Here is a 26,353-nt window from a genome sequence, read left to right as displayed (position 1 = left end):
TATGAATTTGAGAAAATGTAGGTAATAAGGGTAATATATTTATATATTAAATATGGGAGGGGCAAGTTAATGAATAGATTAACAGTTTTAGAAATAAAGTTTGATTTTAATAATAGCACAAATGTTATTTATCCAGTTATATTAAGTGATGAAAAGGAAATTGTTTTAATTGATTGTGGATATCCTGAATTTTTACCTTTAATAAAAGCTGAGGCTGAAGCAAATGGAATTGATATTAGTAAATTAACGAAAATAATTATAACACATCATGATTTTGATCATATGGGAGCTTTAGCAGAATTTAAAAGAGAGAATCCACACATTAAAGTCTTATCCTCAATTGATGATGATAAATATATTAGCGGTAAAGAAAAGTCTTTAAGATTACAGCAAGCGGAAGCAATATATGACAATCTTCCTGAAGATCAAAAGGGAAACGCAAAACAATTTCAAGAGTTTATTGAATCAATAGAGAATGTTCATGTGGATGTGTGCCTAAGAGATAAAGATTCATTTTCTTGGTGTGGAGGAGTAGAGATAGTTGCTACTCCGGGACATATGCCAGGACATATTTCAATTTATATAAAAGACAGTAAAACATTGATTTCCGGAGATGCATTAGTAGTAGAAGATAATAAACTGGCTATTGCAAATCCACAATATACTCTAGATATTGCTGAGGCAAAAAATTCTATAAAAAAATTGTTAAACTATGAAATAGATAAGATCATATGCTATCATGGTGGAATATACACGGAAGATATTAAGAGATCACTAGAAAGAATTGTTTAAAAAAATAAGTACGCTACTTTAGGGGCGTACTCTATCTAAATGATAAGAATATTAATATAAATTAAAGTAAGCCAATAGGACTTAATACTAGTTCTCCTATTGGCTTGTTATTTTAAAACATAGTAAAAATCAAGCTAACCTTTCTAGACAACTTTTTGTCTCTTTGATGAAAGACAAAGAAGCTGGAGATGCAGTTTTGTAGGATTTTATCAAAATGCCCACAGTTCTAGAAAGTCTAGGTAATAGCCTAATTGCATTTAATGGCAAGGATTTAAAATCTAAAAGTATTTCTGGCATTATTGATATTCCTAATCCTCTACCGACCATAGCTAAAATAGTATTGTTATCCTCAAGCTCAAATTTTGTATTTGGACTTATCTTATTTTCTTTAAAGAGTTGTTTCAATTGTATGTCACAGCCGGACTTTGGCATTATAAAAGATTGAGACTCCATTTCATTAATAGATATTTCTTCTTTTAAACTGAATGGATGATCTTCGCTTACAATAACTACCATGTCATCCTGAAATAATGGAATGAAATCTAAGCTTTCAGGTGGAATAGCGGAAAAACCTAAATCTATAACTCCAGTGGAAACCCAGTTTTCAATTTCATTATAACTTCCTTCAAAGATTTGTAGGTCTATTTTAGGATACTTTTTTTGATAACTCAAAATTATATCCGGTAATATTTTGGCAGATATGCTTGGAAAACACCCTATTTTTAGTATTCCTGACTCAATTCCAAGTATAGCTGCCGCTTCTTGCTTTAGCAACTCAGCTTTATTTAGAATATCTAGAGCATGTTGAAATATTTTTTGCCCTTCGTTAGTGATACTAACACCAGTACGATTCCGATATAAAAGTGTAAAACCTAGCTCAATTTCAAGTGCGGATATAATATGACTAATCGCTGATTGTGTAAGTGCTAGAAGCTCTCCAGCCTTTGTAAAACTTCCAGTTTCAACAACCTTAACAAAAACTTCAAATTGCTGCAGTGTCATTAAAAAACCTTCTTTCATGAAAAATATTCATATTATATATTATAAACATTAATTTTACTAATTTAAATACCTATAATATAATTAGGCATAAGGTAATGAGTAAGAGAGGAGTTTGATTATTTTGAAGAATAAAGAGATTTTTACAGATAAAAAATTTGTTACTATTATTGCAACATTATGCTGTTTACTATGGGGAAGTGCATATCCTGCAGTAAAAAGTGGATATATATTATTTAATATTTCTACTGGTGATATCCCATCAAAAATTGTATTTGCAGGTTATAGGTTTGCTGCAGCAGGAATAATTTTACTTATCCTTGCACAAAAGTATGGGAAAAATGTATTTAAACTTTCAAAGAAAAACATATCAAATTTATTATTTTTAGGTACTGTTCAAACAACACTACAATATATATTCTTTTATATTGGGATTGCTAATACTACCGGCGTTAAAAGCTCTATAATGAATTCTACTGTTACATTTTTTAGTGTTATTTTAGCTCATTATATATACGTAAATGATAAGTTAAATATGCAAAAAATAGTTGGGTGTATTGCAGGATTTATAGGAGTTATGATGGTAAATTTTAGTAATGATTTATTGAGTTTCTCTTTTAGTTTTTGGGGAGAAGGATTTTTAGTAATTGCGGCATTCATTTTTTCAGTAGGAGCTATTTATGGGAAAAAACTTACTAAAAGTATGGATGTAATGGTAGTAACAGGATACAGTCTTTTTATAGGAGGTATACTATTAATATTAGTTGGTGCTCTTTGTGGTGGAAGTGTTCATCACTTCACAATGGCTTCCTCATTATTACTAATTTATTTGGCTTTGCTGTCCTCTGCAGCATTTTCATTATGGAATCTACTTTTAAAATATAATAAGGTGGGTCCAGTATCGATTTTCAATTTTTTAACTCCAATTTTCGGTGCAATACTTTCGGCAGTATTTTTAGGAGAAAATATTCTTGAGTATAAAAATATTATTGCTCTTATACTAGTATGTTTAGGTATATGGATGGTTAATAAAGAAAAGATTATTAGTTATGAAAATGCAGTTAAATCTTAATAAGGTATTGAATTTTATTATATTTATTGCAATAGGTCAAAAATAGCTGCTTCAAAAGGTAATTTAAGCACTTTTGAAACAGCTCATCTGATCTATAAGAACATTATTTTATCCAAGTATTTGCTTTAAGTCATTATCCGGAGTGCTAATTGGTTTAATGTCAAAATTATCAACTAAGAATTGTAATACATTAGGAGTTAAGAAAGCTGGTAAGCTTGGTCCAAGATAAATTCCTTTTACCCCTAAGGAAAGCAATGCTAATAAATCAGCTACAGCTTTTTGCTCATACCAAGAAATTATTAGTGATAATGGTAGATCATTAATTCCACAGTTAAATGCATCTGCTAAAGCTAAAGCTATTCTAACTGCTGAGTATGCATCGTTACATTGGCCAACATCTAGTAATCTTGGAAGCCCTGCTACTTCACCAAACTCTAATTTGTTGAAACGATATTTTCCACAGGCTAAAGTAAGAATAATACAATCTTTAGGAATCTTCTCAGCAAATTCTGTATAATAATTTCTTCCAGGTTTTGCTCCATCGCATCCGCCTATTAAGAAGAAACGTTTAACTTTTCCATCCTTAACTGCATTTATTATTGCATCAGCATGACTTAAAGTTGCCTTGTGACCAAAGCCTACTAAAATTTCTTTTACTTCTTCATCTTTTTCAAAGCCGCCTAATTCTAGCGCTTTATTTATTATTTCGGAGAAATCCTTATAACCATTTTCATCTTTTGTTATATGTTTTATACCATCAAAGCCAACAACGCTTGTGGAAAAAATTCTATCTTTGTAAGAATCTTTCGGCTTCATCAAACAATTTGTTGTCATTAAAATACAACCTGGTATACTATCAAATTCTTTCTGTTGATTTTGCCATGCGCTTCCAAAGTTACCTACTAAATGAGGATATTTATTTAATTCAGGATATCCATGTGAAGGTAACATTTCGCCATGAGTATAAATATTTATACCTTTACCCTCAGTTTGTTCAAGCAGCATTTGCAAATCTCTTAAATCATGTCCAGAAACTATGATAAATGGTCCTTTTTTAATATTTACATTAACTTTCTTAGGGGAAGGAGAGTTATATTTTTCGTTATTAGCTTTATCAAGCACTTCCATAATCTTAACGCTCATTTCGCCAGTTTTCATTAGCCACTTGATTAAATCTTCAAGAGTTAAGCTATCGTCAGTTAGTGATGCTAGAGCTTTAAAGTAAAACTCATCTAATTCATTGCTACTGTATTTTATAAATCTTGCTTGATGAGCATAAGCAGCAATTCCTTTCAATCCATATTTTATAGTTTCTCTAACAGAACGAATATCCTCATTTAAATCTTGATTATACATAATTCCTGCTTTTTTAGCGTCTTCAAGAATTTCTTCTTTTGAATCACTTAAGTTGTATAGTGCCTCAGGAATCTCTAAAGATACTTGTCCAACTTTTTGTCGTAGGTCTTCTTTAATTTTTTGAGATTTTTTAAGCATATTAATATGAGCTTCAGGGTCAAAGTTTACATTAGTTAAAGTCATGAACAATGCGTCTTCAACAAAAGAAACTATTGATTTATCAATCTTTTCTCCTTTTTCTAGAAGTTTGACAGCATAACAGCTAGTCCCTTTTAATTGATAAATTAATAAATCCTGCATTGCTGCAATTTCTGGTGTTTTTGTACATACACCTACTTTAGTACATCCTTTACCACCTGCAGTTTGTTCACATTGATAACAAAACATTTGTTCAGCCATATTTAACCCTCCTTAAAAAAGTAATATGTTTTAATAACATTTTACACTACTTTTATGTAAAAATACAACAAAAATTAAGAATAATGTGTTAATTCTGAAAAAAGAATATATTTATAGAAAAATTTGTCCTATTTGAATTATAGCTAAATTTCCAATATTAGTCTCGACAATATAATTGCATTATTGCTTTATATAATTTTTTAACATATCTATAAACACTAGTGTACTCTTTGAGGGAATTATACCCTTTTGCAAAATATATGAAAAGTTACGAGTATATTCCTGACTAGTTTTCAAAATAGAAAGTTCTTTATTTCTTAAGGAGTTTTCCGTAACAAGAGAAGATATAAATGTTATACCTAAGTTATTTTTAACTGCTTCTTTTACAGAATAATTGCTTCCAAATACAATAATATTTTTAGCATTAATATTATTAGATGACAGAAAAAGGTTTAAATATTCTCTAGTTCCAGAGCCTTCCTCTCTACTAATCCATGTCTGATTTTCTAATTCTTCAATAGAAAATTCTCTATTCACTAAATAATGATTATAGGGAACAGCTAACACCATTTTATCTTTATAAAAATGATTGATTACAAAATTTGATGATGGAACTGTACCTTCAATCAATGCTAAATCAACTTGAAAATTTTTAACTTTTTCACAAATATTATAGGTATTTTCAATTGTAACTTCTAACTCTAAATTGGGATGCTTTTTAGCAAATTGGCCCAAGAAAGCTGGCAAAAAATATTCGCCTATAGTAAAACTAGCTCCTATATGCAACCGACCTCGCACAGTATTCTCATAATCTGCTAATTCATCTTTTGTATCCTCTAATAACTTAATCATTTGTTTTGAACGCTCATAAAGTAAATTTCCAGCTTGAGTTATATATATTTTTTTTTGCTTAACTGAGCGCTGTATCAATATTGTATTAAAGTATTCTTCAAGATGTCTAATATGTAAACTTACGCTAGGCTGAGATAAATTAATAGCCTCAGCAGCTTTAGTAAAGTTCTTATATTCTACAACTGCTATAAATGTTTTAATCTCCTCTAGCACAAAATATCCTCCTTTCTCTACAACCATTAATTTTATTAATGATTATCATGATATATATATATTTTACTTATGATTATATATCTATTATACTCAAACATGTAAAAAAAATCATTTCATATAAAACTTATTTTGAAAGGATGATATTAAATGTTATTGACTTCGCTTAGAATTCATGAAAATATTGTAAAAAAGCTAAATAAAGTCGTCAAAATTTTACCAGGTCTTATTATATGCATAATTATTGCTGCTATGGGGAAGTTTATAGGAAATTATATTCCTAGCATAGGTGGTGCATCTATAGCGATATTTATAGGTATGGCAGTTGGAAATACCTTTGGAAATAAAAAAGTATATGCTAAAGGAACCAAGTTTGCTGAAAGTGACTTATTATCCTACTCCATAGTTCTGCTTGGTGGAACATTAAGTGCCCAAACTATACTGAAGTTAGGAGGTTCAGGAGTAACCTTCATAGTATTACAAATGCTTATAACAATTACTTTCGCAATGTTGATAGGAAAAAAACTTGGTTTTTCTGAAAACTTTCGCTTTTTAATGGCAAGTGGTAATGCGGTATGTGGTTCCTCTGCTATTGCTGCTACAGCTCCTGTTGTAGGTGCAGATGACAACGAAAAAGGAATTGCTATAACAACAGTAAATGTTACTGGTACTGTCTTAATGATTTTACTTCCACTCATTGCTAAAATAATATTTTCAACGGAAGTAATAAAAACTTCTGCTTTTATAGGAGGGATACTTCAATCTGTAGGACAAGTTGTTGCTAGCGGAAGCATGGTAAATGAACAGGTAAAGGATTTATCAACTATATTTAAAATAGTGCGTATAATTTTTTTGGTTTTTGTTGTATTAAGCTTTGGAACAATGAAGAAAGATAATTCTCAATCAAATTGTAAAAAATCTAATACTAAGGTAAAGGTACCTTGGTATGTACTAGGATTCTTTATTATGTGCTTCTTATTTACAATTGGGATACTTTCACCGCAGGTTTCTAAAACCTTTAAATTGATAAGCAACAATTTTGAAATAATTGCTCTTGCAGGTATAGGGATGAGAGTAAACTTCAGAGAACTTATAGATCAAGGAATTAAAATTTCAATTTATGCATTAGGAGTTGCTGCAGTTCAGATTGTATCTGCCATTACACTTATAACAATTCTTCTGTAATTGAGTTAAAGTCATACTTAATTTATAATAATCTATATAATTACTTTACAGAGGTGCCGAAGATGAATAAAACAATTGGAATACTAGCACATGTAGATGCTGGTAAAACTACTTTTGCAGAACAAGTGCTATATCATACAAAAAGTATAAGAAGCAGAGGAAGAGTTGATCATAAAGATTCTTTTTTAGATAGTCATAGTATAGAAAGGGAAAGGGGAATTACGGTATTTTCTGATCAGGGGCTTTTTGAATATAATTCTTCAACTTATTATTTGGTGGATACCCCTGGACATGTAGATTTTTCGCCGGAAATGGAGAGGGCTATTCAAATAATGGATTATGCTATTGTCATAATAAGTGGAGTTGAAGGAATACAGGGACAAACAGAAATAGTGTGGCAGCTCCTTAGAAAGCATAATATTCCTACATTTTTCTTCATTAATAAAATTGATAGAATAGGTGCAAATATTCAAGGAGTCCTTGAAGAAATTAGATTAAGTTTAACCAAAGATGTTTGTTTTATTACTGATTCATTTAACAAAGGAGAAATGAGTGAAGAACTTATAGAATTTATTGCAGAACATGATGATATACTTTTTGAAAAATATTTAGAAGAGAACTATGAAGAGGAAGTATGGCTTAATGCTATGAAGAAAATGATTAAGGAAAATAAAATTTTTCCATGTTTAAGTGGTTCAGCACTGCAAGATATCGGCATAGAAAGCTTTTTAGAAAAATTAGATATGCTGACTTTTACGGAATATGATGATAAAGAAGAGTTTAGCGGTTTGGTATACAAAATACGCCATGATGAGCAGGGGACAAGATTAACTTATATAAAGTCCTTAAGTGGTATTTTGAAGGTTAGGGAAGAAATATCTGTAGGAATTAATGATGATAATACTTATGAGAAAGTCAGCCAGATAAGAGTTTATAATGGAACAAAGTTTAAGACTATCGATAAAGTCTCAGCGGGGGAAATTTTTGCGGTTACAGGCTTAACCAGTGCAGCTATAGGAGATGGAGTTGGGACATTAAAGGAAAAGATAACTTATGAAATGGTTCCAACACTAAAATCAAAGGTTATATTTGATAAAACCTTAAATGTAAAAGATGTTTTAGGTTGTTTTAAGCTTTTGGAAGCAGAAGATCCTGCTTTAAATATAATTTGGGATGAAAGATTAAAGGAAATACAAGTTCATATCATGGGAACTATCCAGCTGGAGGTTTTAAAACAGCTGATGGAAGAGAGATTTAGCTTATGTATAGATTTTGGCCCTTGTGAAATTCTCTATAAGGAGACTATTTTAAGGGAAACAAAGGGTTATGGTCATTTTGAACCTTTAGGACATTATTCAGAAGTTCATCTTAAAATAGAACCAGGAGAAAGAAACAGCGGAATTATATTTGATAATATATGTCATGCTGATGATCTAACTATTGGCAATCAAAATTTAGTTCGTACACATATCTATGAAAGAGAGCACCATGGTGTATTAACAGGTTCTCCCATAACTGATTTGAAAATTACTTTGTTAACTGGGAGAGCACATAATAAACATACTAGTGGAGGAGATTTTAGAGAAGCAACCTCAAGAGCTTTAAGACAAGGTTTGGAAAATACAAAAAATCTCTTATTAGAACCTTATTGTCGTTTTAAGATGGAAGCAGGTATTGATTATATTGGAAGAATTTTAAGTGATATACAGAAGTTAAATGGTTCTTTTGAAGCACCACAAACCTTTCATGATAAAGTTATTATAACTGGAAGAGGTCCTGTGGCTACTTTTATGAACTATAGCATGGAATTTGCAGCGTTAACAAAGGGCAAAGGAAAAGCCAATTTCATTTTTGATGGATATGATAGCTGCCACAATGAAGAGGAAGTAATTAAAAAAATAGGTTACGATAAAAATGCGGATATTGATTATACATCTACTTCAATCTTTTGTTCAAAGGGGCAATCGTTTTTGGTAAGTGGAGAGGAAGCAGAAAGGTATATGCATTGTTTAAAGTAGACTCTTGTGTTTGAAAAGGGATAATTCTTTTTAGATCTTGAATATACTTTATTATCTTGTTCTATAAAAAAACGCCACAACAAATGTGACGATTTTGTAAATTTTTCATTCTCTATGTTATTATTATAACACAAAATGGCAGAAAAGTCAAGTGTTGTAGTGTTGATGAGGGTGTTGTATATATTATTAGAGGTGATAATTTTATGGAGCAAAAAAGCATGACGGCACTCGTAAGTGCCTTTTCAAGAGCATATCATTCAACACAAAATTCAGAGAAAGTATTTGATGATTATTTGGCAAAAAAAATATTGACAGAGAATGAATACGAACAAATTGTAAGCAATATGTCAAAAGGAATATCTTTTTTCAATCCATCTTTTGTAGGTAGACAGGAAGAGGCTTTGCGTTGGATTGTTGATAATCAGTTATCTCCAACTCCACTTGGTAGAGCGGCATTTGCAGAAAATTCACTTGAAAATGCTGTGAAAGTTGGTGCAAAACAGTATTTAATTTTTGCAGCTGGATATGACACATTTGCATACCGCCAGTCTGACTGGGCATCAAAAATTGAAATTTTTGAAATTGACCACCCTGCTATTGGTGCAGACAAGCAAAAACGTATTAAATCAGTGATATCAGAAAAGCCAGCAAATCTGCATTATGTGTCTGCGGATTTTAGAGAAAATAACTGGCAAAACAATTTACTTGCCTGTATAGAATTTGACAAAAGCAAAATTAGCTTTTGTAGTTTGCTTGGAGTAAGTTACTATTTGTCCAAACAGGTATTTGCAGAAACAATCAATGCAATTTCAAGCTTTATACCGAAAGGCAGTAGTATTGTTTTTGATTATAATGATGAGAATGCTTATACAGACAAAGCAGGAGAACGGGCTAAAAAACAAGCAGCAATGGCGGGTGCTGCAAATGAAAAAATGCTTGGAAGCTATTCTTATATAGAATTGGAGAAACTATTGGACGAAAGTAATTTCATGATTTATGAACATTTGACGCCGAATGAAATAACAGAGCAGTATTTCAAAAAATATAACAAAGCAAATCCAAACCATCAAATGACAGCTTTTGATAACGTGAATTACTGTCTTGCTGTTAGAAAATAAACATAAATTAAAGACCGTACCAATGAATAGTGCGGTCTTTAATTTATATTATTTAAGTTCTAAATTAATATTTCCAACTCCTGATTCTACTTTTAAATTAATGTTAACCTGAGATTTACCGTATACCTCATTTGTATATTTGGTTCCATTCACAGAAAATCCATTTGCATTTATTTTACCTACTCCCTTGTCTACTTCTACACATACACCTATATTTTTAGGTAAATAAATTGTGCTATTACAAACCCCACCAGTGATATTGGCTGTAACTGAATTTTTATAGTTACCACATAAATTTAAGTTTACGTTTCCTGCCCCCATTTCTATAGATAAGTCTTTTATATTAAGTTTATTTAAATCAAGTGTGCCAGTACAGCTTCCTAATGTTATATCTAAATTCATAGGTATGTTATTATTTAAAGATATATTCCAATCATTTTTTACATTACTAGCATTATTTTTATTGTTTGAAGGTTGCTCTAGTAAAAGGGTTCCTACTTTACCATCGACACCATATTTAACATTTGGTTTCCATTCAGGAACATTGTAGATAAATTCGGCTTTCATTAATTTATCTGAATCGCCACTTATATTTAATTTTCCAGCACCAATGTTAATTTCTGTTTTAACTCTTTCTGCCTCATTAAGATCTATTTCTTTAGTTTCATGTTTTGTTTCAGAAGCATTTGCATTGCTGTTTGTATTAGAAGAAGTATTTGAGCATCCAACTGAAAGTAACATTATTGATAAAAATAATATTAATCCTATTTTTCTAATTTTCATGATAGCCTCCTACACTATTTTACAATTATACTTAAATAATACATAATAATTCCTGCATTGTAAATGTATTTAAAATATTATATGAATTTTATCCATTCACTACATTTTCACGACCAGTTACTGCAATTTAGTGCAATTAATATATTATCTGACGATATAACAAGTGTAACAAAATTTGAAAATACAGCGAAAGGAGGCGTTTATATGCGTATATCTTTTTCATCACAACAACACATAGGTCTAGTAAATTTAAGCTATCGTTCTAATGATAGCTCGACTAAAAATGTTCTTGATAACAATGAAAAGACTGAAAAACATTTGGGAATAAATAAAAAGAATATGGATAAATCTTTAGAAGCAAGTCTAAGGAAGAATAATATTCTAGAAAACCTAATGAAACAAAAAGAAAATTTAATGGATAGTAAAAGTGCCATTATGGAGAAAGCTCTGAAAGATGGCGACAATCTATCATCTGTAAAAGAAAAGCTTAAAGATATTGATAAACAAATTGAAGAAATCGATAAGCAGATGAATAAAATTCAATTGGAGGAGCAGCGTAAGGCTCTTGGCAATGAAGGTAAGGATAAGAAAGGCAAAGAAACTAACAAAATATCAAATGAAACTTCTACTGAGGATGAAAAAATAGGTATTCCTAAAGATAAAATGGACAGTATGCTAAGTCTTTCGGGAAGCTTATCTCAGGCCAAAGCTTTATCATCACAAAGAACTTCAATATCAGGTGAAGCAAGAGTTCTAAAATTTGAAATAAAGATAGACGAGGGAAGAGGGATTAATCCTATTAATAAAAAGAAACGTGTTGCTCAGTTGGATGAAAATATTGAAAATATTAATGAAAAAATCAATGACAAACTAAAGGAAGTAAATAATCAAAATAATGATAATGTACAAGCTGATACTTCAAAAAATGCTGCTGCTAAAAATAAAAAAAGTAAGGATTTAAGTAGTAAGAGTAATTTGGAAAGTGAAGATAAATTAGTAATAGAACAACAAAAAGCTGAACAAAAGCTTAAACATTATAATGATAATTCCGCTAATAGCGCTGAGAATAATGGTAAAAAAATTAATGCAACAGCTTAAGTTTCATTATAGTCTGTGGAAGGTTTATCCACAGGCTTAAAACATGTTATAATTACTTTTGGGGTGATTCTATGATAAAAGTAGCTGTTTGTGATGACGAAAATAAACAACGAGAAACAATAGTACATATTGTTAACAAAGCTTTAGAGTTAACAAATGAACATTATAAAATAGTGCCATTTACAAATGGTGAACAATTAATGTTCTCAGCTTTAGATTTTGATATATATTTTTTGGATATACAGATGAATAAGCTAACAGGAATAGAGGTTGCAAAAAAAATAAGACTTGTAAATGAAAAGTCAATTATTATATTTATAACAGGATATAAAGACTATGTTTTTGATGCATTTGATGTAAGCGCATTTCACTATATTTTAAAACCTATTGATGAGGAAAAGCTTAAGAATATTTTATATAGAGCTTTATTACAATTGGAAAAAAAGGACAAGTTTATTGTCGCTAAAACAATTAGCCATTCAACTAAAATTTTTCTCAAGGATATAATGTATTTAGAATCAGAACAAAGAAAGCTAAAGGTTCATACTATATATGATATTATTGAATATTACCATAAGTTGTCCGATATCGAGCAGGAACTTCGAGAGAGCCACTTTTTTAGATGCCATAAAAGTTATATTGTAAATTTAAGTTATGTTCAGAGCTTTGATAATACCTTTATAACCTTAAAGAATTCAGAAAAGATATATATATCTAAATACAGATTGAATAATTTCTCAAAGGCATTTATGTATTATTTAAAAGATGAGGCACAATAAGTATGGAAAAACAACAAATAGCTGAAATTATTGAATTTTCATCAACATATTTCACATTACCCTTTTTATATGCAGTTAAATATTATTTTTATAAAAGCTTTTTAGGATTTAGAAGTAAAGCTTGGAAGTTTGTTTTAAGTATAGTATTATTCACAGTTGCTAATCTTTTTATATTAACAACAGCATCTGAGATATTGAAAATAATTATGGATGGTGCAATTTGGATAATAATTATATGTATTTTATGTAAAGGAAGTTTTTTGATTAAGCTTTATGCTGTTGTTGTGGAAAATGCAATATTATTACTTATTAATATAACTTTTTTAACCTTTGATTTCTCAGTTCTTCGCATTACACATAAATTAAATATGTCTTTTAATGAACACATGATTATAAGTTTTATAAATAACATTAGTAGAGATATTATAAGTTTTACAATATTATTTGTATTCTTAAAAAAAATCTGTAACTTATTAGATCTAAAAGAAAGGACAGTGAATTTATATCAGGGCTTATATTTACTTATTCCTTGTCTTTCAAGTTATAGTTTAGCACTTGTATTTTATATTATTCAAAGTATTAAAATTGATGGTAGGCAATACTATTTACCATTTATTTTCCCTAAAATTTATTATGTTTTGCCTCTTCTAAGTTTCGCTTTAATAATATCAATAGTAATTACGGCTTACACATTTAAAAAAATGATTGAAGGAGAACAGGAAAAACAAAAAAATATGCTTATGGAACAGCAGCTTAAACATAGTAAAAGCATTGAAACACTTTATAATGGAATAAGAGGAATAATGCATGATATGAATAACCATCTTGCTTGTTTAAGAACTTTGGCATGTGTTAACAATATTAAAGAGATAAAGAATTATTTAGATAACATTAGTCAAACCATAAATAAACTTGACCTTAAAATAAAAACAGGCAATCCTATATCTGATGCAGTTATAAACGAAAAATATAATATAGCAAAAAAACAGGAAATAGATTTTGTATGTGATTTTATGATACCTAAAGAAACCTTGTTGGAACCTATGGACTTATGTACTATTTTAAGTAATACCTTAGATAATGCAATAGAGGCTTGCATGAGAATTACAGATAGCAATATCTTTAAGACAATATGGATAAAATCTTATATCAAAGATATGTACATGATAATTGAAGTCTCAAATACTACTACAAACAAGCTTTCTTATGTTAAAAATAAAATTATAAGTACAAAATCTGATAAGCTTAATCATGGCATGGGAATTTCTAATATAGAGGCTGTGGTGAGAAAATACAATGGAATAGTTGATATAGTAGAAGAAAAAAACAAGTTTATTATTAACCTTATGCTTAAGATTGAATAAAGTTAATGTTGACAAGATATAAAAAATTGTATAGAATTCCAAATAAGTTATCAATTTAAAACCGATGACAAGAAATAGTAGATAGAGGAGTTTAGTTTAAGCGAGTTTGGAATGGTGTGAGCCAAACACTGCAGCCTGTATTGAATGGGTCTTGGAGGTGTGATGCGAAATGATAGTAGCAGCAGCCGGTAGTCTACCGTTAAAAAGACAGGGTATCGAGTAAATCTGTACCTGTAAGAGATAGTTTTATACTTAGGTGGTATAACGAAATTTGGCATTTCGTCCTTTGTGGATGAGGTGTTTTTTATTTCTAAAAATACACTATAAGTATAAACTAATTTGGGTGGCACCGCGGTCATTTCGTCTCATTATGTGGATGGAGTGGCCTTTTTTGTATTTAAGTAAAGTGCTGATAACAAATATTAAACAAAAACAGGAGGGTTATAAATGCTAAATATATCTGAAAAAAGCTTTAATAGATATAAGAATTCTAATAAAGCCTTTCCCATATTTCTAAAGATAAATAGAGATAATGAATTTGGAGAAAATTTAACGGATTTAGGTAAAATATTAAATTAAAATACAAGAAAATAGGTGCTATTTTACAAAAGTAGTGTGCGGTCTTTGTAAAAGTAAAGGCACACTACTTCTATTTTACTATAGATAAACATACGAAATATTGACAATATGTGACTGATGATTGTGATAATTTTAACACTTTTAATATGAATCGATATAATTAATTAAATAATATTAAATTATTCGTAAAAAATACGAAAATACTTGTACACTTGGTACATATACATAGCTTTTTATAGATGCTATCATAATATCATAAAGCAAGGGAATTCAAATAAATAAGTGGTTTATAATCTAGAAAAGCGAGGTGTATAGGAATAATGAATACTAATATTTGTGATAAGGTGAATACGAATGATGTATATGAAAATGATAGAAATCATGTAATTCATTCTTGGTCGGTACAATCTAAGCTCAACCCTTTAGTAGTTAATGAAGCAAAAGGATGCTATTTTAAGGATGACAAAGGAAAAGAATATTTGGACATGGCCGCTCAGCTAGTAAATCAAAATATTGGTCATCAACATCCAAAGGTTGTTCAAGCCATAAAGGAACAGGCAGAAAAGCTTTGCTACGTTGTTCCAAGTTTTGCTACAGAATCTCGTAGTTCACTTGCTAAGTTATTAAGTGAGGTTACACCTAAAGGCATAAATCACTTCTTTTTTACTAACGGAGGATCTGATGCAAATGAGAATGCGATTAAGATAGCAAGAATGGCAACGGGAAAATGGAAGATTATTTCACGCTATCGTTCATATCATGGCTCTACTTATGGAGCAATAGCAATGACAGGAGATCCTAGAAGGCCGCCAGTTGAACCTGCGATGCCTGGTGTTGTTAGAGTATTTGATCCATACTGTTATAGATGTACTTTTGGCAAAGAACATGGTAAATGCAACATGGAATGTGTAAAGCATATTGAAGAAACAATTATGTATGAAAATCCTGATACTGTAGCAGCAATAATTATAGAAGCTGTAACTGGATCTAATGGAATTTTTATTCCTCCAAAAGAATACTTTACTGAACTTAGAGCATTATGTGATAAATATAAGATACTTCTTATTGTTGACGAAGTTATGAGTGGCTTTGGCAGAACTGGAGAATGGTTTGGTATTGATAACTTTGAAGTGCTTCCTGATATAATGACTATGGCAAAAGGTATAAATTCTGGTTATATACCATTAGGGGCTGTAGGTTTATCTGATGAAGTTACAAAAGCTATTTATGATAAAAATCTTTTCTGTGGTCTCACATATAGTGGTCATCCTGTAGCCTGTGCGGCAGCTGTTGCAACCATAAAGGCCTATAAAGAAGAAAAAATAATTGAAAATGCAAAATTACAAGGCACTTTAATGACAGAGCTTTTAGAAGAACAGATAAAGAAGCATAAATGCATAGGTAATGTGAGAAATATAGGTCTATTTGGTTGTATAGAACTTGTTAAGAATCGAAATACTAAAGAACCTATTGTTCCATGGAATGGAAGTGGAGAAGTAATGGATAAGGTGAAAAAATCATTGATGGATGATGGTATTTATATGTATATTAGATGGAACTATATCTTCATTGTACCACCTTGTATAATCAACGAAGAAGAAATGAAAAAGGCGTTTATCGCAATAGATAAAGCTTTAGACATTGCTGATGGCTATGTAGAATAATAATTTGCGCTGCACACCCATAATTAAACAAAACTGAATTTTAATTACAAATAATTTGAGATATAATCAAATATAATAGTGTATTGATTATATTTTAAAATATTGTATATATAGAGAGGTTGAATTATGGGGGTTAGAATTGATCAGTTAATAAACTTGCCTGAATTAAAGGATTTAAAGCTAGTAGGTGGAAATAAGGGAGTTTCTAAAATAGTAACTTGGGTTCATGCTTTAGAAACTCCAGATCTTATAAAATACGTAAAAAATGATGATTTAATAATGCTTACAGGCATAGGAATTTTAAACAATACATTAGGTTTAATTGAAATGATAGAAGGACTAATTGAAAAAAAGGCATCAGGGCTTATTGTAAATACTGGTAGATATCTTGCAGAGATTCCTAATGAAGTAAAGAAACTTGCAGATAAAAATGATTTTCCAGTATTTGAAATTCCTTGGGAAATTAGTTTAGCTGAAATAACTAGAATTATATGTGGAGATATAATAAAAAGACAGTTGGAGGAGATTGCCTGTCAGGATTTATTAAAGAATATTATATTTAATAACAAGATTATTTATGAAGATTTTATAGAAAAGATTTCAGCCTATGGTTACAGCTATCTAAATTCATTTAGAATAATTATTGTAAAAACGAATAAACTTGAAAAATATCTATCCTTTAAAAATATTGAAGATGAGCAAAACATAGTTCATGTCAAGAACTGCTTGCTAAGAACGGTAAACAATGCAGTTTGGGATCCTAGATATAGAGCTATAAGTTTTTTACAAAATGACTCTATTGTCTTGCTTATAATTAATGAAAAAGATAAGTTTACTAATTTAAAGGATATTTCTCAGATTATTAGAGAAAGCATTAAAAATGGTTTTCCTGATGTCGGTATAAGTATAGGGATTGGTAATGCTTATACAGAGTTTTCGGGAATAAAAAAGAGTTATATAGAAGCAGAGAAAGCTTTAAAAGCAATAAAGTCAGAAGAACATATGGGTGAAACCATGTACTATTCAAATATAGGAGCATATAAGCTGCTTACTGAAATAGAAAATATAAGCAGTTTAAAGGAGTATTACGACGCTACAATTGGAAGATTAGAACAATATGATGCACAAAATGGTACAGATTTCACCAAGATATTTTATATATTCCTTCAAGAAAATGGACATTACGTACAAACAGCACAAAGGCTTTACATGCATAGAAATACATTGATATATAAAATCAATAAAATACAAGAAATATTGAAACAGGACCTAACGGATATAAAGGTAAGAGTAGAATTTTATCTTGGATATCTAATAAAACAGATGAATGACTTTTAATATTAAAGTAATTATATTATTGTGTAAGCAAATTTAGGGGGGTTACTATGAGCGAAGTAAAAAAATTAGGGTTTTTTGTTAATGGAAAATTTCATAAATCAAAAACAGATAAATATATGAATGTATTTAATCCAAGTACAGGAGAAGTATTAGCGCAGGCACCTTGCTGTACAGAAGAGGATGTTAACTTTGCAATAAAGGCAGCAAACGATGCATTTCCTTCTTGGTCTCAACAACCTGTAATGAAAAGAGTACAAGTATTATACAAATTTAGAGAGCTTATAGATGAGCATGCTGAAGAGCTCACTAGGATGGTAGCAACAGAGCACGGAAAAGTGTTGGAAGAATCAAAAGGAGACATAATGAAAATTAAGGAGTGTGTAGAATTTGCATGTGGTGCTCCTACATTAATGATGGGGGAATCACTTATGGATACCTCTACAGGATACGATACTGTTCTATATCGTGAACCTTTAGGCGTTTTTGCAGGTATAGCTCCATTTAATTTTCCAGGTATGGTGCCAATGGGATGGATGGCTCCTCTTTGTATAGCAGCAGGAAATACTATTGTTATAAAAGCATCCTCAATGACACCTATGACTGCTTTAAGATGTGCAGAACTTTGGAAAGAAGCTGGTCTTCCAGATGGTGTTTTAAATATAGTTACCTGCAGTAGAAAAGAAGCTGAGATATTCTTAAAACATCCTGATATAAAGGGCATAACCTTTGTTGGATCAACTTCTGTTGGCTTGCATATATATGCAACAGCAGCAGCTAACGGCAAGAGAGTGCAAGCGTTATGTGAAGCAAAAAATCATGGACTTGTATTAGAGGATGCAGCATTAGAAAGAACAGCTCGCGGCATTATAAACTCTTCTTTTGGATGTGCAGGAGAAAGATGCATGGCTCTTCCAGTGGTAGTAGCTCATGAAAGTATAGCGGATAAGCTAGTAGAACTTATTGTACAATATGCAAAGGAACTTAAAGTAGGTCCTTCATATGATGAAAAATCTCAACTTGGTCCTGTAGTAACAGAAGAACACAGAAACTTTGTGTTAAAATGGATAGAAAAAGGATTAGAGCAAGGAGCAAAACTTGTATTAGATGGTCGTAATACTACCGTAGAAGGATATGAAAAGGGTTTTTATCTTGGGCCTACAATACTTGATCATGTAACTCCAGAGATGACAGTAGGGGATAGTGAGATATTTGGACCAGTATTATGTATAAAGAGAGTTAAGAATTTTGAAGAAGGACTAAAAGTTATGAATAACAATCCATTTGCAAATGGGTCAGTAGTGTTTACGCAAAGTGGATACTATAGTCGCGAATTTGCTAGAAGAACCCATGGTGGTATGGTAGGAATAAATGTAGGAATTCCAGTTCCAGTAACAATGTTTCCATTTACAGGTCATAAAAATTCCTTTATTGGCGATTTGCATTGTTTAGGTAAAGATGGAATAAGATTTTATACAGAAACTAAGGCAGTAACTACTAGATGGTTTGATGAAGATGAAATGAAGAATACTAAAGTAGATTCCTGGGATGGGTCACTAGGAGGGAAATAGTCCTACTAAGGTTTTTCTTGAGTAAAAATTAAGTTATATTGAGGGATATATCGATATTGTTAAAAGTATACTTAAAAGTATTTTAGGTGCTAAGTCAATATCAATATATCCTAAAATTAAACTTAAATTTGTTATTTTCAACCTATATATCAAAATTGCTATTTATTCAATAAAGCGTCCATGTTTTGGAACAGCAATACTTTCAAAATGTTTTGATAGATTCTCTAAGTAATAGGATATATCACTTCCACTCATAGATTGACCATGACTTGGTATAATCAAAGAGGGTTTTAACGCAGTGAGTTCTTTTACAGATTTTTCTGCGGATTCCCAATCTGTAGTTAAATATGCTGGTGGACCACTTACATTTGTCTCTTGTGTTAATACCGATGCAAGCGATTCCTGCTTTACAGTAGTAAAGGCATCACCAACGATAAGTATACGATCCTTATCTCTAAATAAAGAAATATGCCCTGGTGTATGACCAGGAGTGTGAATCCAGCGCCAGCCAGGCATGTCAGGAATACTTCCATCTGAAGGCAGAGTTTTTACATGATTTCCCAAGTTTATGCTGTGGTGTGGAAATGCTGGCGACATTTCAGCTACTAACCCTCCATCAACAGTAGGGTCACCTGATGGATAATCACGTTGTCCTGTAAGATAAGGAAGTTCTAAATCATGTGCATATACAGGAACATTCCATCTCTTAGATAACTCAATTACAGAGCCTACATGATCAAAATGTCCGTGGGTAAGAATTATTGCTTTTGGTTTAGCATCTTTACCAAAACGTTCTTCTGTAGTTTTAATTATATCTTTCCATGAGTTTTCCAAACCGGTGTCAATAAGTACCCATTCATTAAAGTTATTATTTAAATTGCTTACAATGGCGACATTAACAACAGTAAAATTTAACACTAATATATCTTTAGTAACTTCAGCTGTTGACATAGTTATGTCAGATACTTTTTCGAGCAATTCTGTTATCAAAACTAACACCTCCCATTATTAGTGTGTATGGGCATTATAGAGGGTATCGGTTTTTAGCATGTGCAGATATACACTATTCTATTCAACAGAAGGCATAGAGCAAATAATATCTCCTAAAAGCTCTGCTTCTTTCATATCATGGGTTACAAGTATAACAGTTCGTCTATCCTCTTTATGAAGCTTTAAGAATTCATCTATTATTTCCATTTTTAACTTATCATCAAGCCCCTTAAAAGGTTCATCCATTAGCAGTAATCTACTTTTATAAGCAAAAGCTCTAGCTATAGCAACTCTTCTTTTCATACCTCCGCTTAATTTGCTTGGAAGTTTATGTTTATATTCAGATAACTTAACCATGTTTAAATATTTATTTATTATAGCATTCATATCTTCTTTGCTCATTGTAGACTTCAATACAAAGGCAATGTTTTCATAAACTGTAAGATTAGGAAGAAGCCTGTCCTCTTGAAATATGTAGGATATGCTATTATTAGGTGAAATTACTTGTCCACTATATTCCTTTTCAATACTACCTATAATGTTTAGAAGTGTTGTTTTTCCGCAACCGGAAGGACCTGTAATAACAGTAATTTTATTTTTTGTGAAATTCATACTAAAGTTGTGTAGAACTTTATGATTCTCATAGGATTTACATAAGTCTTTTATTTGCACTTCGTAGTTATTTAATAGTTCCATAAATACCATCCTCTATTGATTGAAGTTATTTTTCCTTTTAATATAGAGTTTAAATATATGTTCAAAGATAAAACTTAATAAGACGACCACAATAGTCCATGCAAAGAGTTCCGCTGTTTCTAAAGTTGATTTAGCATTTAGTAGATTCAAACCTATAGAATATTTTGGAGTACTTAAAACTTCAGAAGTTACAGAAACCTTCCACCCAAGACCTAAACACATCAATATCCCAGAAATAATATAATGGCTTATTGAAGGCAAATAAATGTCCTTTATTATGTATTTATTCTTTACTTTATATACATTGGCCATTTGAACCAATTGCGCATCTACAGATTTTATTCCATGAAGCACATTAGTATATATTATTGGAAAACACATTAGTATAGTAGTAAATATAGCTACATAGGAAGACTTAAACCAAACTAAAGCTAAAATTATTATAGACATAACGGGAGTAGATTTTATACATACAATTAGTGGTTCTAGTAATTCTTCTATAAATCTATTAACTCCTGCAATAACCCCTGTTAACACTCCTACGCCTATTGATAGAAAAAGCCCTAATATAACTCTAAATACACTGCTGAAAACACTTTTCCAAAAATAACCCCTACCAATAAGCACTATTAAGACCTTTAAAACTTCAATGGGGGAGGGAAGTAGTATTGGGTTATTAATAAAAAGGGAGCAAAGCTCCCAAATTAACACCCAAAACATTAATATTCCTATTTTTCTAGTTTCCTTTGTAATAGAAATTTTCATCTGGTAGTTTTCCTCCAATGGATTTTGGATCATTTTGTTCTAAAACTTTGTAGAATTTATCCAAGGAATCTTTGCCATCCTTTGCGCTTATAAATACTATATTACACTTCGGAATAGCCATTTCTGCGATCTTAGCATTAGGAAGTATACCATTCTTTTCTATAAGCTTTGCTGCATCTTCTTTATTTTTATTTACAAAATCTACAGATTCTTTATATTTAACTAAGAATTCTTCTGCATCTTTTTCTCTTTTTTCTAAGAAGTCTTTTCTAAATACTAAGGTTCCCATCACTAACTTACAATTGTTTTCTGATACTTTTTCCCATTCTTTAGTTAAGTCTACAGCTACCTGCAAGTCTTTGTCCTTCATTTTTGTTGTAGTTACAAAAGGTTCCGGTAAAACAGCTATCTTGACTTCCTTTGAAGCTACTGCTGTAGCTAGATCACTATGCTGCATTTTGTATTCAATTTTAACATCTTTATCTGGTTCTAGACCGTTTTTCTTCAATATGTAATTAAGTACAAACTCTGGAGTTGAACCTTTTCCACTAGAATAAATTGTTTTTCCTTTTAAATCTTTTATATCTTTTATTGTGTTACCATTTTCAACAATGTATAGAATTCCTAAGGTGTTTATACCTGCTAATTGAATACCACCTTTTGTTTTATTATATAAAACCGGGGCAAGGTTAGATGGCACTGCAGCACCGTCTAATTCACCGTTTACAATTTTAGATATTAATTGGTCTGGCGAATCAAACAATGTAATATCATAAGCATCCTTGTTTTCCTCCATAAGTTTAACTATACCCATACCTGTAGGTCCTTTTAGTGCAGCTATTTTAACTTTTTCTTTTTTAGTTTCCTTAGAAGCTTGTCCAGTAGTGCTGGAGTCTTTTGAGCAGCCTATTGCAAACAATGTTGAAGCCACAAGCATGAATGCCATAAGCAATGTTCCTATTCTTTTTTTCATAATACCCCTCCTGTCCTATAGGCTTTAATGTTTAGAAAAGCCTTATAGACTTTATGTTTTGCTCCAAATATAATTATATAACAAATTACCATTTGTATCTATATATTGTAAATTTTTTATCCCATAATTACCAGCTATAATGCTTCCAGCTTATTATATAAGTACAAAGCTTATATAATAATGCTAAGTTATTAAATGATTTTAAGGTCCATAATGTAGGAAAATGAAGTTAAAGATATTTAATTCTAAAATTTTAGGATATGATTTGAGTTGAATTATGTATATAATATATTATGTTGGTTAAATAAACTAGGGAATTTTATCCTTGGTTTATTCATAAAAAAACAAAGGAGATTTAGAAGATGAGGTGTAAGACATTTATAAGTAAATTGTTATTTGTGTTTTTTGTTGCATCTATAATCACAGCTGTGCCTGTGGGAAAGGCTCATGCTGATGCTTATAAGGTTGTAACCTTAGGAGCAGATTTAACAAAACAACAAAAGGAAGACATGTTAAAGTATTTTGGTGTTACTAAGGAAGAAGCTAATATATTAGAAGTTAATAGAGATGAGGAAGTTAAGTACCTTGGTGGTGTAGCTTCTGAAAAACAGATAGGAACAAAGTCCATATCCTGTTCTTATGTAGAACCTACTACAAAAGGCGGATTGAAGGTATCTACAAATAATATATATTGGGTTAATGAAAATATGATAAAAAATGCTCTTATTACTGCAGGTATAGAGAACGCCAATGTTAAAGCGGCAGCTCCTTTTAATGTGTCTGGTACTGCAGCACTTACAGGAATATTGAAAGGATTTGAAAACAGTACTGGTGGTAAAAAGATTGATGAAAACAAAAAGAAAGTTGCTAATGAAGAGATAGTTACTACTGGTAATTTAGGTGAGAAAATTGGACAAGACAAAGCGGCTAGTTTAATAAATGAAGTAAAAAAGGAAGTTATCAAAGAAAAGCCTAAAAATGAAAAAGAAATAGAAAAAATAGTATTAAATGTAACTAACAATTATAACATTAATTTAAGCAGTGATGATATTAAGAATATAACTTCCTTAATGGGTAAGATAAATGGGTTAAATTTAGATTTTAAACAGATGAAAAATCAGCTAAATGATGTAACAAATCAATTAAAACAAAACTTAAATAGTGATCAAGCTAAGGGTTTCTTTAGTAATTTATTTGATGGAATTAAGAACTTTTTCTCAAAGCTTTTTTCCTAGATTATAGTAAAAATATTAAAGTATATAAGCAACGTTTAGAACAGAGGAGTGCGCAAATAATGTGCACTCCTTTGCATTTCAAATTATGAGAGTGTGGAATTGAAAAAGATAAATCTAATATTAATAATTTTAAAACTAAGAATTAATGCTTTTTAAAAAACTTTATAAATTTTTAAAAAATAATGAAAAAGGTATTTAAAAAATTTTTAAATATGATATAATAAATTTAAAGTTGGTAACGTTACCAGAAACGTTACCGAAAACGTTGCCGAAAAAAGTACAAGCAATTGAAAATACTATTAAAGATAGCTTTTACAGGTTTTATTTCATAAAATTTAAGTAAACGTTGTAAAAATATTTTTAGAGGAGAGTTATTAATGAGCGATTTTACTATAAAAGATATATCACGAATTGCAGGTGTTGGAGTAAGTACTGTATCAAGGGTTCTAAATAATCATCCAGACGTTAAGCCAGAAACAAGGCAAAAAGTATTAAGCGTTATAGAGGAGTTTAACTATATACCTAACAATAGTGCAAGAAATCTAAAAAGAAATACTTCAAATAATATTGGTGTTTTAATTAAAGGTATTCATAATCCTTTCTTCTCCGGGATGATAAAATCCATAGAAGAAAAAATAGATGATAAAGGATATTCTATGTTTCTTCACTACAATGAAACTAATCCTAATGATTTTGATGCAGCTGTTGAACTTATTAAAGAGAAAAAACTAAAAGGATTAATATGTCTTGGAGGTGACTTTGATAATTTAGATAAAGAGCAGATAGAAAATTTGGATACTCCATTAGTTCTCACATCAACAAGTATTATTGAAAATTTAGATAAAAGCTTTTTTTCAAGTGTAATAATAGAAAATGAAAAGGCAGCATATAATGCAGTAGATTATATATGCAAATTAGGTCACAAAAAAATTGGGATTATAACTACTGGAGAACAGGATAGAAGTATTGGCAAATTAAGATTTGAGGGCTATAAGAAGGCACTTTTAAAAAATAATATTGAATATAATTCAAGCCTCATGGAAATAGGACACTATACTTTTGAATCTGGATTTGAGGCAATGAACAGATTGCTGGATAAAAACTTGGGTATTACAGCCTTATTCGTAACTACTGACGTTATGGCTATAGGGGCTTCAAAGGCAATACTAAGCAAAGGACTTAAAATTCCAGAAGATATTTCTGTAATGGGTTTTGATGGAATAGATTATGCTCAGTTCTTCCATCCATCACTTACTACTGTTAGGCAGCCTGTAGAAGAGATGGGAGAAAAAAGTGTAGATATTTTATTTCACTTAATTAAAAATAAGAAAAAACATCAGCATATAGTGCTAGAAACAGAATTATTAGAAAGAGAATCTTGTAAAAAAATCGATTAGGGAGGAAGGTCATGGCTAAAGTATTTTTAAAGAAAGTTGAAAAAGTTTATGAAAATGGATTCAAAGCTGTTCATGGAGTTGATCTAGAAATAAATGATGGAGAATTTATGGTTTTTGTAGGGCCATCAGGCTGTGCTAAGTCTACTACTTTAAGAATGATAGCAGGTCTTGAAGAAATTTCAGGAGGAGAAGTTTACATAGGAGACAAGCTAGTAAATAATATTCCACCTAAAGATAGAGGGATTGCAATGGTTTTTCAAAATTATGCATTGTACCCACATATGACAGTTTATGAAAATATGGCTTTTTCATTGAAAATAAAGAAAACAGCAAAGAATGTTATTGATGAAAAGGTTAAAGAAGCGGCAAAAATATTAGATTTGGAGACTGTTTTAAATAGAAAACCTAAAGAATTATCAGGAGGACAAAGACAAAGGGTAGCGGTTGGACGGGCTATAGTTCGTGATCCAGATGTGTTTCTCTTTGATGAGCCACTATCAAATCTTGATGCAAAGCTAAGGGTTCATATGAGAGTTGAAATTTCTAAGCTTCATAAAAGGTTAAAATCAACTATGATATATGTTACCCACGACCAGGTAGAGGCAATGACAATGGGTGATAGAATATGTGTAATGAATCTTGGTAAGATTATGCAGGTAGACACTCCTCTTAATTTATATAGTTATCCTGCAAATAAGTTTGTAGCTGGGTTTATTGGTTCTCCTGCAATGAACTTTTTAGAGGGAGAATTAGTTGGTAAAAATACATATGTAGCTGTAAAAATAGGAGATATAGAATTAGCATTACCACAAAACAAAGGTGATAAAGTAAAGAAATATTTAGGGAAAAAGATTTGGTTCGGTATTAGACCAGAACATATTGGATTAAGAGAATGTAACACTTCTGCTGCAGTGAATGGAGTAATTGATGTTGTGGAGCATATGGGAAACGAATCTTTTGTATACTTTAATTTTGCTGGAAGTCAATTTGTTGCAAAAGTAGATATATATGATTCAAAAGACTTAGAATTTGGAGAAAACAAAAAGTTTATGCTTTATATGGAGAATTGTCACATATTCGATTTTGAAAGCGAAGAAAATATATCTTTATAACTAAGAGCTTA

23 protein-coding genes and 1 other annotated feature are annotated in these 26,353 nt (G+C 30.6%); of the genes, 15 read left to right on the top strand and 8 right to left on the bottom strand.

The window, feature by feature from the left end:
* The first annotated feature begins 69 nt into the window (after positions 1-69).
* A complete protein-coding gene (locus I6U51_RS06820; protein ID WP_211141925.1) occupies positions 70-792 on the top strand; it encodes an MBL fold metallo-hydrolase in 723 nt (240 codons plus the stop codon).
* Between the two features lie 129 nt (positions 793-921).
* Here the strand turns inward: I6U51_RS06820 and I6U51_RS06815 are convergent, their stop codons facing one another.
* Positions 922-1,794 (bottom strand): LysR family transcriptional regulator, encoded by an 873-nt coding sequence (locus I6U51_RS06815; RefSeq protein ID WP_211141924.1) that lies wholly within the window; start codon positions 1,792-1,794, stop codon positions 922-924.
* A gap of 121 nt (positions 1,795-1,915) precedes the next feature.
* Here I6U51_RS06815 and I6U51_RS06810 point away from each other — a divergent pair, with 121 nt between their 5' ends.
* A complete protein-coding gene (locus tag I6U51_RS06810; RefSeq protein ID WP_211141923.1) occupies positions 1,916-2,863 on the top strand; it encodes a DMT family transporter in 948 nt (315 codons plus the stop codon).
* A 108-nt stretch (positions 2,864-2,971) separates the two neighbouring features.
* On the opposite strand, the gene hcp is transcribed toward I6U51_RS06810, so the two are convergent.
* Complete coding sequence (gene hcp / locus I6U51_RS06805) at positions 2,972-4,618, bottom strand: hydroxylamine reductase (protein WP_211141922.1); 1,647 nt, start codon at positions 4,616-4,618, stop codon at positions 2,972-2,974.
* 180 nt (positions 4,619-4,798) lie between these two features.
* Positions 4,799-5,683, bottom strand: a complete 885-nt coding sequence (locus I6U51_RS06800) for a LysR substrate-binding domain-containing protein (RefSeq protein ID WP_211141921.1) — start codon at positions 5,681-5,683, stop codon at positions 4,799-4,801.
* Positions 5,684-5,830: 147 nt separating this feature from the next.
* Here I6U51_RS06800 and I6U51_RS06795 point away from each other — a divergent pair, with 147 nt between their 5' ends.
* The 3 genes from I6U51_RS06795 (at position 5,831) to I6U51_RS06785 (ending at position 10,001) form a co-directional block, all read left to right on the top strand.
* Positions 5,831-6,865: a YeiH family protein gene (locus I6U51_RS06795; RefSeq protein WP_211141920.1), complete on the top strand. Its 1,035-nt coding sequence runs from the start codon at positions 5,831-5,833 to the stop codon at positions 6,863-6,865.
* A 62-nt stretch (positions 6,866-6,927) separates the two neighbouring features.
* The gene (locus I6U51_RS06790) at positions 6,928-8,883 is read left to right on the top strand and encodes a GTP-binding protein (RefSeq protein WP_211141919.1); all 1,956 of its coding nucleotides are present in this window, start codon (positions 6,928-6,930) and stop codon (positions 8,881-8,883) included.
* A 203-nt stretch (positions 8,884-9,086) separates the two neighbouring features.
* On the top strand, positions 9,087-10,001 hold the full coding sequence (locus I6U51_RS06785) for a class I SAM-dependent methyltransferase (RefSeq protein ID WP_211141918.1): 915 nt from the start codon (positions 9,087-9,089) through the stop codon (positions 9,999-10,001).
* A 48-nt stretch (positions 10,002-10,049) separates the two neighbouring features.
* Here the strand turns inward: I6U51_RS06785 and I6U51_RS06780 are convergent, their stop codons facing one another.
* Positions 10,050-10,784 (bottom strand): toast rack family protein, encoded by a 735-nt coding sequence (locus tag I6U51_RS06780; protein ID WP_211141917.1) that lies wholly within the window; start codon positions 10,782-10,784, stop codon positions 10,050-10,052.
* 204 nt (positions 10,785-10,988) lie between these two features.
* On the opposite strand from I6U51_RS06780, the gene I6U51_RS06775 reads away from it, so the two are divergent.
* The 7 genes from I6U51_RS06775 to I6U51_RS06750 all read left to right on the top strand — a co-directional run bounded on the left by I6U51_RS06775 (position 10,989) and on the right by I6U51_RS06750 (position 19,174).
* Entirely contained in the window at positions 10,989-11,882 is an 894-nt protein-coding gene (locus I6U51_RS06775) for a hypothetical protein (protein WP_211141916.1), read from the top strand.
* 71 nt (positions 11,883-11,953) lie between these two features.
* Complete coding sequence (locus I6U51_RS06770; protein ID WP_211141915.1) at positions 11,954-12,661, top strand: LytR/AlgR family response regulator transcription factor; 708 nt, start codon at positions 11,954-11,956, stop codon at positions 12,659-12,661.
* A 2-nt stretch (positions 12,662-12,663) separates the two neighbouring features.
* Positions 12,664-14,025 carry a sensor histidine kinase gene (locus tag I6U51_RS06765; protein ID WP_211141914.1) on the top strand — a complete coding sequence of 454 codons (1,362 nt, stop codon included), beginning with the start codon at positions 12,664-12,666 and terminating at the stop codon, positions 14,023-14,025.
* Between the two features lie 55 nt (positions 14,026-14,080).
* Positions 14,081-14,315: a binding site (T-box leader), on the top strand.
* A 157-nt stretch (positions 14,316-14,472) separates the two neighbouring features.
* Positions 14,473-14,604, top strand: a complete 132-nt coding sequence (locus I6U51_RS25045; RefSeq protein ID WP_281395934.1) for a hypothetical protein — start codon at positions 14,473-14,475, stop codon at positions 14,602-14,604.
* A 320-nt stretch (positions 14,605-14,924) separates the two neighbouring features.
* Positions 14,925-16,268 carry an aminotransferase class III-fold pyridoxal phosphate-dependent enzyme gene (locus tag I6U51_RS06760; RefSeq protein ID WP_211141913.1) on the top strand — a complete coding sequence of 448 codons (1,344 nt, stop codon included), beginning with the start codon at positions 14,925-14,927 and terminating at the stop codon, positions 16,266-16,268.
* 126 nt (positions 16,269-16,394) lie between these two features.
* On the top strand, positions 16,395-17,606 hold the full coding sequence (locus I6U51_RS06755) for a PucR family transcriptional regulator (protein ID WP_211141912.1): 1,212 nt from the start codon (positions 16,395-16,397) through the stop codon (positions 17,604-17,606).
* A 47-nt stretch (positions 17,607-17,653) separates the two neighbouring features.
* Entirely contained in the window at positions 17,654-19,174 is a 1,521-nt protein-coding gene (locus I6U51_RS06750; RefSeq protein ID WP_211141911.1) for a CoA-acylating methylmalonate-semialdehyde dehydrogenase, read from the top strand.
* Positions 19,175-19,336: 162 nt separating this feature from the next.
* Here the strand turns inward: I6U51_RS06750 and I6U51_RS06745 are convergent, their stop codons facing one another.
* From I6U51_RS06745 to I6U51_RS06730, 4 genes are all read right to left on the bottom strand, one after another.
* Positions 19,337-20,164 carry an MBL fold metallo-hydrolase gene (locus I6U51_RS06745; protein WP_211141910.1) on the bottom strand — a complete coding sequence of 276 codons (828 nt, stop codon included), beginning with the start codon at positions 20,162-20,164 and terminating at the stop codon, positions 19,337-19,339.
* Between the two features lie 78 nt (positions 20,165-20,242).
* Positions 20,243-20,860 (bottom strand): ABC transporter ATP-binding protein, encoded by a 618-nt coding sequence (locus tag I6U51_RS06740; protein WP_211141909.1) that lies wholly within the window; start codon positions 20,858-20,860, stop codon positions 20,243-20,245.
* Positions 20,861-20,872: 12 nt separating this feature from the next.
* Positions 20,873-21,625: an ABC transporter permease gene (locus tag I6U51_RS06735; RefSeq protein ID WP_211141908.1), complete on the bottom strand. Its 753-nt coding sequence runs from the start codon at positions 21,623-21,625 to the stop codon at positions 20,873-20,875.
* Positions 21,597-22,598, bottom strand: a complete 1,002-nt coding sequence (locus tag I6U51_RS06730) for an ABC transporter substrate-binding protein (protein ID WP_211141907.1) — start codon at positions 22,596-22,598, stop codon at positions 21,597-21,599. The genes I6U51_RS06735 and I6U51_RS06730 overlap by 29 nt, the downstream gene beginning before the upstream one ends.
* Positions 22,599-22,960: 362 nt before the next feature.
* Between I6U51_RS06730 and I6U51_RS06725 the strand changes: the two genes are divergently transcribed.
* The 3 genes from I6U51_RS06725 to I6U51_RS06715 all read left to right on the top strand — a co-directional run bounded on the left by I6U51_RS06725 (position 22,961) and on the right by I6U51_RS06715 (position 26,342).
* Positions 22,961-23,833, top strand: coding sequence for a DUF1002 domain-containing protein (locus I6U51_RS06725; protein ID WP_211141906.1), 873 nt, complete (start codon positions 22,961-22,963; stop codon positions 23,831-23,833).
* A gap of 377 nt (positions 23,834-24,210) precedes the next feature.
* Positions 24,211-25,230, top strand: a complete 1,020-nt coding sequence (locus tag I6U51_RS06720; RefSeq protein WP_211141905.1) for a LacI family DNA-binding transcriptional regulator — start codon at positions 24,211-24,213, stop codon at positions 25,228-25,230.
* An 11-nt stretch (positions 25,231-25,241) separates the two neighbouring features.
* Positions 25,242-26,342 carry an ABC transporter ATP-binding protein gene (locus I6U51_RS06715; protein WP_211141904.1) on the top strand — a complete coding sequence of 367 codons (1,101 nt, stop codon included), beginning with the start codon at positions 25,242-25,244 and terminating at the stop codon, positions 26,340-26,342.
* The last annotated feature ends 11 nt before the right edge of the window (positions 26,343-26,353 follow it).

Origin of the sequence: Clostridium aciditolerans (genome assembly GCF_016316925.1) — a bacterium.
GTDB lineage: Bacteria > Bacillota > Clostridia > Clostridiales > Clostridiaceae > Clostridium_AM > Clostridium_AM aciditolerans.
The sequence above is the reverse complement of the archived record's forward strand: the minus strand, read 5'-3'. Positions and strand labels throughout refer to the sequence as shown.

What these genes read in the sequence shown, in the direction of transcription:
- I6U51_RS06770 (WP_211141915.1), top strand. Translation starts at nt 11,954, where the DNA reads ATGATAAAAGTAGCTGTTTGTGATGACGAAAATAAACAACGAGAAACA.
- I6U51_RS06765 (WP_211141914.1), top strand. Translation starts at nt 12,664, where the DNA reads ATGGAAAAACAACAAATAGCTGAAATTATTGAATTTTCATCAACATAT.
- I6U51_RS06715 (WP_211141904.1), top strand. Translation starts at nt 25,242, where the DNA reads ATGGCTAAAGTATTTTTAAAGAAAGTTGAAAAAGTTTATGAAAATGGA.
- I6U51_RS06785 (WP_211141918.1), top strand. Translation starts at nt 9,087, where the DNA reads ATGGAGCAAAAAAGCATGACGGCACTCGTAAGTGCCTTTTCAAGAGCA.
- I6U51_RS06780 (WP_211141917.1), bottom strand. Translation starts at nt 10,784, where the DNA reads ATGAAAATTAGAAAAATAGGATTAATATTATTTTTATCAATAATGTTA.
- I6U51_RS06790 (WP_211141919.1), top strand. Translation starts at nt 6,928, where the DNA reads ATGAATAAAACAATTGGAATACTAGCACATGTAGATGCTGGTAAAACT.
- I6U51_RS06775 (WP_211141916.1), top strand. Translation starts at nt 10,989, where the DNA reads ATGCGTATATCTTTTTCATCACAACAACACATAGGTCTAGTAAATTTA.
- I6U51_RS06740 (WP_211141909.1), bottom strand. Translation starts at nt 20,860, where the DNA reads ATGGAACTATTAAATAACTACGAAGTGCAAATAAAAGACTTATGTAAA.
- I6U51_RS06795 (WP_211141920.1), top strand. Translation starts at nt 5,831, where the DNA reads ATGTTATTGACTTCGCTTAGAATTCATGAAAATATTGTAAAAAAGCTA.
- I6U51_RS06755 (WP_211141912.1), top strand. Translation starts at nt 16,395, where the DNA reads ATGGGGGTTAGAATTGATCAGTTAATAAACTTGCCTGAATTAAAGGAT.
- I6U51_RS06720 (WP_211141905.1), top strand. Translation starts at nt 24,211, where the DNA reads ATGAGCGATTTTACTATAAAAGATATATCACGAATTGCAGGTGTTGGA.
- hcp (WP_211141922.1), bottom strand. Translation starts at nt 4,618, where the DNA reads ATGGCTGAACAAATGTTTTGTTATCAATGTGAACAAACTGCAGGTGGT.
- I6U51_RS06815 (WP_211141924.1), bottom strand. Translation starts at nt 1,794, where the DNA reads ATGACACTGCAGCAATTTGAAGTTTTTGTTAAGGTTGTTGAAACTGGA.
- I6U51_RS06760 (WP_211141913.1), top strand. Translation starts at nt 14,925, where the DNA reads ATGAATACTAATATTTGTGATAAGGTGAATACGAATGATGTATATGAA.
- I6U51_RS06730 (WP_211141907.1), bottom strand. Translation starts at nt 22,598, where the DNA reads ATGAAAAAAAGAATAGGAACATTGCTTATGGCATTCATGCTTGTGGCT.
- I6U51_RS06750 (WP_211141911.1), top strand. Translation starts at nt 17,654, where the DNA reads ATGAGCGAAGTAAAAAAATTAGGGTTTTTTGTTAATGGAAAATTTCAT.
- I6U51_RS06725 (WP_211141906.1), top strand. Translation starts at nt 22,961, where the DNA reads ATGAGGTGTAAGACATTTATAAGTAAATTGTTATTTGTGTTTTTTGTT.
- I6U51_RS06820 (WP_211141925.1), top strand. Translation starts at nt 70, where the DNA reads ATGAATAGATTAACAGTTTTAGAAATAAAGTTTGATTTTAATAATAGC.
- I6U51_RS06735 (WP_211141908.1), bottom strand. Translation starts at nt 21,625, where the DNA reads ATGAAAATTTCTATTACAAAGGAAACTAGAAAAATAGGAATATTAATG.
- I6U51_RS25045 (WP_281395934.1), top strand. Translation starts at nt 14,473, where the DNA reads ATGCTAAATATATCTGAAAAAAGCTTTAATAGATATAAGAATTCTAAT.